This is a genomic window from Maribacter sp., assembly GCF_039968975.1.
GTDB lineage: Bacteria > Bacteroidota > Bacteroidia > Flavobacteriales > Flavobacteriaceae > Maribacter.
Genome location: NZ_JBDVOT010000274.1, coordinates 1 through 5,912 on the forward strand (window position 1 = coordinate 1; position 5,912 = coordinate 5,912).

Here is a 5,912-nt window from a genome sequence, read left to right on the forward strand (position 1 = left end):
ATTAGCACGTACTAAATATGAAAACATGTTGTATTTAGAGCGTCCAGGATGTAACTTATGTATGGGTAACCAAGAAAAAGCTGAACCAGGAGATACGGTAATGGCAACTTCTACACGTTTATTCCAAGGAAGAGTTGTAAAAGATACTGGCGAGAAAAAAGGTGAATCATTATTATCTTCAACTCCAGTAGTTGTATTATCTACAATTTTAGGAAGAACGCCAACGATGGCAGAATATGAAGCAGCTGTTGATGGCATCGTTTTAACGAAGTTTAAACCTTCTACAAAGCAATTGGTGAGATAATCATTTAACTTCTTTATAATATATTAAAAGTCCGAGTTTTTAGCTCGGACTTTTTTATTTTAAAAATCACTGATTACTCAGTATACTGGCAATTTTACTTGTATATCAAGCCTTTAATTTCCAATCTAAAAGAATCTCCTTTGCGAATGTTTCGCATTGGTTTAAGGTGTCTTTAATATGTTTTAACGTAGTATCCGGATTAATTAGACACATTCTAATGACTACTTGGTTTTGTAATATAGTAGTTACTAAAAGTGCTTCTTTAGAAGCCACGACCCTTGCTGAAATTTCTTGATTTAACGTATCTAGTTCAGTTTCGGATAGTTTTAATTCTAACGGATTGTATCTAAAATTAATAATAGCCAAAGTTGCTAACGAAACAATTTCCCAGTTTGCACTTTCTCTTAATATATCTTCCGTCTTATCAGCTAGATCAATATTGTACGTTACTGCCTGTTTAAAAGCATTTAGACCATATGTTTTTATAGACATATAAAATTTTAAGGCCCTAAACCTTCTAGTAAGCTGAATACCATAATCGTAAAAATTAATTTCAGATTCATTGCCTTCTATATCTCTTAGGTATTCTGGTTTTTCGCTAAAGGTATTGCTTAGCCAAGAGGAATCCTTTACTAATAAGCAACCGATTTCATAAGGTTGAAAAAACCATTTGTGAGGATCTACAGTTAAAGAATCTGCACGTTCAATACCTTGCAATAGTTTACTGCCTTTTTCGGATAAAATTGCAGCGCCACCATAGGCGCCATCAATATGAAACCAAAGTTTTTCCTTTTCACATATATCTGCTAATGTATCTAGAGGGTCTACGGTTCCTGTATTTGTAGTGCCTGCAGAAGCTATAATGCAAAAAGGTTTCTTGCCTTCAATTTTATCTTTAGCAATTTCATTTTTAAGTTTATTGATGCTTATCTTGAACTCTAAATCTGTGGGGATTATTTTAATTTGTTCTTTTTTGAATCCTAAAACCCTAATGGCTTTGATGTTGGACGAATGGGCTTGGTCAGACAAATAAATAATAGCATTAGAAAAGTCATCACCGCATTTTACTCTTCTTGCGGTAACTAAAGCTGTTAAATTAGCCATAGAACCACCGCTTGTAAAAATTCCTCCGCCTTTCTTTATTGGGAAATTAAACATCTTTAAAAGCCAATTTAAAGTAACTATTTCTAGCTCGGCCGCAGCAGGAGAAACAATCCATCCGCCAGAAAAAATATTAAAACCTGTTGCAAGGGAATCGGAAATTGCGCTTATAAAATTACTTGGTCCTGGTACAAATGAAAATGATTTTGGATGACCGGAAATATTGGAGTTTGGTATTACATTGTCCATAACAAAGTTTAAAACTTCATCTGCAGGCATTCCCTCGTCTGGAGCTTCTTGTAAAAAAAGAGAATCCATTTCTTTTCTTGTAGCAATACTTACCGGGTTTTTATTTTCAATTTCTGTATAATGCTCAACAATGAAGTCTACAATTTTATAACCGTAGGATTGCATTTCTTCTTTTGATAAATGGAAAGGTGATGTCATGGAAATTTTTAATTTTTTGTAAAGTACATGAAGTTTAAATCTTATAAAAGTTTGTAGAGGTTAAGATGAAGATTAGGGCTAATAAATATCCTTTTTATAAATATATACTCAATTAGTATGTGAAAGACTAACCTTGCTGTAATGTTTTTAGTTCAAATCTTGGTATAAATGGATACTACTAGGTAGTATTTTACGGCTAAATTGAGACGCTTTAAGGTATATGTGTTTACTTTTTATAATCATTCTTAATTTCATATGCGCTCTTAAAATCACCTTACATTTTGTATCTTGTACGGATAAGAAAGATTAACAATTTTTATAAATAGATTTTATGGCTTTTGACATAGATATGATTAAAAAAGTTTACGCTTCCATGTCGGAACGTGTAGACAAGGCAAGAGAGATAGTAGGTAAACCACTTACATTATCAGAAAAGATTTTATATTCTCATTTATGGGATGGTAGCCCGACCGAAGCATTCACCCGAGGAAAGGATTATGTTGATTTTGCTCCGGATCGTATTGCTTGTCAAGATGCTACTGCTCAAATGGCTTTATTGCAATTTATGCAAGCCGGTAAGCCAAAAGTTGCCGTGCCGACTACAGTTCACTGTGATCACTTAATTCAAGCTAAAAGCGGTGCTACGGCAGATTTAAAATCGGCGAATACCACAAGTGCAGAGGTTTTTGATTTCTTGGAGTCTGTTTCAAATAAATACGGAATTGGTTTCTGGAAACCAGGCGCAGGTATTATTCACCAAGTAGTTTTGGAGAATTATGCTTTTCCAGGTGGTATGATGATCGGTACCGATTCTCATACTGTTAATGCAGGTGGATTGGGTATGGTTGCTATTGGTGTTGGTGGTGCAGATGCTGTTGATGTAATGGCAGGCATGGCTTGGGAGCTTAAATTTCCAAAATTAATAGGTGTTAAATTAACCGGAACTATTTCTGGATGGACAGCACCAAAAGATGTGATATTAAAAGTTGCCGAAATTCTTACCGTTAAAGGTGGAACCGGGGCAATAGTTGAATACTTTGGTTCAGGTGCAAAATCTTTATCATGTACAGGTAAAGGTACCATTTGTAATATGGGTGCAGAAATAGGGGCAACAACTTCTACATTTGGTTATGATGAGTCTATGGAACGCTATTTAAGAGCTACCGATAGAGCGGATATAGCCGATGCTGCAAACGAGGTGAAAGAGCATTTAACTGCAGATGCTGAGGTATATGCAAACCCTGAGCAATATTTTGATGAGGTTATTGAAATAGACCTTTCTAAATTAACGCCATTATTAAATGGTCCTTTTACTCCAGATTTATCTACTAAGGTAGGTGATGACATGACAGAAAAGGCTACTTCTCATGAATGGCCATTAATGGTTGAATGGGGACTGATCGGTTCTTGTACTAACTCTTCTTATGAGGATTTGTCAAGAGCTTCTTCAATTGCACAACAAGCAATAGATAAAGGAATTAAAATGAAAGCTGAACTTGGTATTAACCCTGGTTCTGAGCAAGTGCGTTATACAGCTGATCGTGATGGTATTCTTGGAATATTTGAAAAACTAGATGCCAAAATCTTTACTAATGCATGCGGACCATGTATAGGTCAATGGGCACGTTACAGTGATCCTAAAAATGCACCAAAGAACAGTATAGTACATTCTTTCAATAGAAACTTTGCCAAGCGTGCAGATGGTAATCCTAATACTCATGCCTTTGTAGCTTCTCCGGAAATTACTGCGGCTATTGCTATTTCAGGTAGATTGGACTTTAATCCGATGACGGATAAGTTGATTAACGAGAAAGGTGAAGAAGTTATGTTTGACGAACCTACAGGGTGGGAATTGCCTCCTAAAGGTTTTGAAGTGGAAGATGCAGGTTACCTTGCCCCAGATGAAGATGGTTCAGGTGTAGAGGTTAAAGTTTCTCCGGAATCTGAAAGATTACAATTATTAGAGCCTTTTACTCCTATAAAAGACGAAAGTTTAATGGGAGCTAAATTGTTGATAAAAGCATTTGGTAAGTGTACTACGGATCATATTTCTATGGCAGGACCATGGTTACGATTCAGAGGGCATTTAGATAATATCTCTAACAACTGTTTAATTGGTGCGGTCAATGCATTTGGTAAAAAAACCAACATGGTCAAGAATCAATTGAACGGAGAGTTTGGCGGTGTGCCAGACACGGCACGTGCATATAAGGCAGCAGGAATAAGAAGTATTGTTGTGGGTGATCATAATTATGGTGAAGGTTCTTCACGTGAGCACGCGGCAATGGAGCCTCGTCACTTAGGTGTTGCTGCAGTAATTGTAAAATCTTTTGCACGTATTCATGAGACAAACCTTAAAAAGCAAGGTATGCTTGGGTTAACTTTTGATAATGAAAGTGACTATGACTTAATACAAGAAGATGATACTTTTAACTTTTTGGATATAGCAGAATTTGCTCCTGACAAACAATTGACCGTTGAGGTTGTTCATGCAGATGGTAGTAAGGATGTAATTAAAGTGAATCATACATATAACGCCGCTCAAATTGGATGGTATAGAGAAGGTTCAGCTTTAAATGTTATAAAAAGAGAAAATGCCTCATAATTCAACAACTTAAAATTTGTGAGGAAAACTCCTGATATTAATCAGGAGTTTTTTAGTTTTGACCCCTATAAAACTTTTATGAAGAGACAAACGGTTTTTACCTTATTGATCATTGCTTTTGTGCTTTCTTTTTTTGTTACCCCTTTGGGTGATTACAGCAAGATTATTCTCAACAGGTTTTTTGCCACTTCCCCAACAATTATACAACCTGAAAACCGAGGTAAGATAACTGACTACGATTGGAAGTTAAAAGATGCCAATTGGAAATTTTTTAATTTTGATGAAGCAAAAGGTCAGGTTGCCTTCATTACTTTTTGGACTTCTTGGCATATGCCTTCTCAGGCTCAATTAAAAGACATACAGTACCTTTATGATACTTATGGTAATAAGATGAAGTTCTATATAATTACAAATGAAGAAAGAGCACCTGTAGAGCTTTTTATGCAAGAACAAGGATATACTTTTCCTGTTACCTATCAAATTATTGGTGAGCCAAGTCCATTATCATTATTAAAACCGCCTGGGTCTTATGTCATCGATAAAAATGGAGCTATTGTAATTCACCAAAATGCTATTGCTGATTGGGACAATGAAAAGGTAGATAAGCTTCTTAATCAACTTATCTCAGAATAAATTAAGAGATTGCTTCTTTGACTCTTATTTTTTAAAATATTTAAACGGCACAAATAGCATCCCAAAACATTCACCATCACCTTTGCCAATGTGTTTATGGTGCATTTTATGTGCTCTTCTTACACCTCTGCTATACCAATTGTTAGCGTTTCTAAAAAGCTTAAAGCGTTGGTGAATAAAAATATCGTGCACTAAGAAGTAGGCTATTCCGTAAGCCAAAATTCCGAACCCTAGTGGGTAGCCATACCAGAAACCGGTAGTACCTGCATAGAATAAAGACATACTAACAATTGCATAAAAAATAAAGAATGCATCATTTCTTTCAAACCATGAGTCGTGATCTTTTTTATGGTGATCTTTATGAAGACTCCACAGAAAACCATGCATTACATACTTGTGCGTAAACCACGCCATAAATTCCATGAACAAGAACGTTCCTAGAAAAATCAATATCCAGATTACTATATTCATTATACCAAATTCATTTTAAATTTTACATAAGAACGTGCCAATAGCCCAAATTTTTGATAATTGGGAACTCGTATTCTTGCGTTCTTTATTTCTAAAGACGGGGTGCTCTGCAATTTATTGAGCAACTTGTAATAATATTTATACGCGGTGTAAACACCAAATTTTGCATCTGTAGGTAGGGCAACGATTCCTTCATAGCCTTTTTTGAAATCTGCCTTTATCTCGTCAACTATTCTTTTCTTAGAATCTTCATCTAACTCCTTAAGGTTTGTGTTAGGAAAATAAGATCTGTTTAATTCTTCAAAATCAGCTTTCACATCTCTCAAGAAGTTTACTTTTTGAAAGGCAGAA

Annotated in this window: 6 protein-coding genes; 3 read left to right on the top strand and 3 right to left on the bottom strand. The window is 35.4% G+C overall.

Annotated features, from left to right (window positions below; translation table 11 throughout):
• Positions 1-304, top strand: a 304-nt coding sequence (locus tag ABJI11_RS18480) for an aconitase family protein (protein WP_348355736.1), incomplete at its 5' end; no start/stop codon positions are given.
• Positions 305-409: 105 nt separating this feature from the next.
• Here ABJI11_RS18480 and ABJI11_RS18485 read toward each other — a convergent pair.
• Positions 410-1,852, bottom strand: a complete 1,443-nt coding sequence (locus ABJI11_RS18485) for an aminotransferase class V-fold PLP-dependent enzyme (protein WP_348355739.1) — start codon at positions 1,850-1,852, stop codon at positions 410-412.
• Positions 1,853-2,183: 331 nt separating this feature from the next.
• Between ABJI11_RS18485 and ABJI11_RS18490 the strand changes: the two genes are divergently transcribed.
• Together ABJI11_RS18490 and ABJI11_RS18495 are read left to right on the top strand one after the other, a co-directional pair.
• Positions 2,184-4,457, top strand: coding sequence for an aconitate hydratase (locus tag ABJI11_RS18490; protein ID WP_348355742.1), 2,274 nt, complete (start codon positions 2,184-2,186; stop codon positions 4,455-4,457).
• A gap of 78 nt (positions 4,458-4,535) precedes the next feature.
• Positions 4,536-5,090, top strand: coding sequence for a TlpA disulfide reductase family protein (locus tag ABJI11_RS18495; protein ID WP_348355744.1), 555 nt, complete (start codon positions 4,536-4,538; stop codon positions 5,088-5,090).
• A gap of 24 nt (positions 5,091-5,114) precedes the next feature.
• Here ABJI11_RS18495 and ABJI11_RS18500 read toward each other — a convergent pair whose 3' ends face one another.
• Together ABJI11_RS18500 and ABJI11_RS18505 are read right to left on the bottom strand one after the other, a co-directional pair.
• Positions 5,115-5,561 (bottom strand): sterol desaturase family protein, encoded by a 447-nt coding sequence (locus tag ABJI11_RS18500; RefSeq protein WP_076547864.1) that lies wholly within the window; start codon positions 5,559-5,561, stop codon positions 5,115-5,117.
• On the bottom strand, positions 5,561-5,912 hold a 352-nt coding region (locus tag ABJI11_RS18505; protein ID WP_348355748.1), incomplete at its 5' end, for a squalene/phytoene synthase family protein. The genes ABJI11_RS18500 and ABJI11_RS18505, both read right to left, overlap by 1 nt.

What these genes read in the sequence shown, in the direction of transcription:
- ABJI11_RS18485 (WP_348355739.1), bottom strand. Translation starts at nt 1,852, where the DNA reads ATGACATCACCTTTCCATTTATCAAAAGAAGAAATGCAATCCTACGGT.
- ABJI11_RS18495 (WP_348355744.1), top strand. Translation starts at nt 4,536, where the DNA reads ATGAAGAGACAAACGGTTTTTACCTTATTGATCATTGCTTTTGTGCTT.
- ABJI11_RS18500 (WP_076547864.1), bottom strand. Translation starts at nt 5,561, where the DNA reads ATGAATATAGTAATCTGGATATTGATTTTTCTAGGAACGTTCTTGTTC.
- ABJI11_RS18490 (WP_348355742.1), top strand. Translation starts at nt 2,184, where the DNA reads ATGGCTTTTGACATAGATATGATTAAAAAAGTTTACGCTTCCATGTCG.